Raw genomic sequence first — 1,004 nt, forward strand, 5'->3', positions numbered from 1 at the left:
GAGGAGGCGGACCGTCTGGTGGCCCCCGTGGAGTTGCGCATGCGCTATACCGTGGACGGGAGGCTGGGCGTGAGGGCCGAGTATAAGATCGATAAGGAGGGTGACTGGGAGACGATGGAGCAGGGCTTCGACAGGCTCCCCGCCATATTGCCCACCCCCGTGGGGGTTTTCAGTTTCACGTGCATGGATTCCATACCGGAGTTGGAGGGCGGGGAGATCGAGCTGGTCGCCCACGTCCATACCCCCACGTCCACTGCCGAGGCTTACGGCAAGGAGTTGAGCGTGACGCCCTCGTCCAAGACGACGACGATCGCCAAGGTATCCTTGAGGAACACGGTGAGGCGACGAGGCGTGGACTTCATCAATCGCCTTGTGTCGTTCTACAACCAGGACGCCAACGACGAGAAGAACGAGGTGGCGCAGAAGACGGCTGAGTTCATCGAGGAGCGCATCGGCATCATCAACGGCGAGCTGGGCACTACGGAGAGCGAGCTCGCTGCCTTCAAGCAACGCTCCGGCCTGACGAATTTGACGAGCGACGCCCAGATGGCGTTGCAGGAAAGCTCGAGGTATGAGCAACAACGTACGGAGAACGCCACGCAGATCAACTTGGTGCAGTATCTCCGCAATTATATCGACGATCCTGCGAACATGGACGAGGTGATCCCTGCCAACGTGGGCCTGCGGGATCAAAACCTCACCTCTGTCATCGACCAGTACAACACGATGATCATCGAGCGCAAGCGCCTGTTGCGCACCTCTTCGGACAGCAACCCGGCGATCATCAACATGAACGCCGGCATCGAGGCTATGCGCCGCAACGTGAAGACGACGGTGAACAGTGTCTTGAGGGGTCTCCAGATCGCCAAGGCGGACATCGACCGTCAGGCGAGCAAGTTCGAGAGCCGCATCAGCGACGCCCCGAGGCAGGAGAAGGAGTTCATGACGATCTCCCGGCAGCAGGAGATCAAGGCCACGTTGTACGTCATGCTGTTGCAGAAGCG

General features: G+C 60.0%; 1 protein-coding gene. It reads left to right on the top strand.

Features of this window, described 5'->3' with window-relative positions:
- Positions 1–1,004, top strand: a 1,004-nt coding sequence (locus DWX84_RS21375; RefSeq protein WP_370449844.1) for a GumC family protein, incomplete at both ends; no start/stop codon positions are given.

Source organism: Parabacteroides sp. AF21-43 (assembly GCF_003635435.1).
GTDB classification, from domain to species: Bacteria; Bacteroidota; Bacteroidia; order Bacteroidales; family Tannerellaceae; genus Parabacteroides; species Parabacteroides distasonis.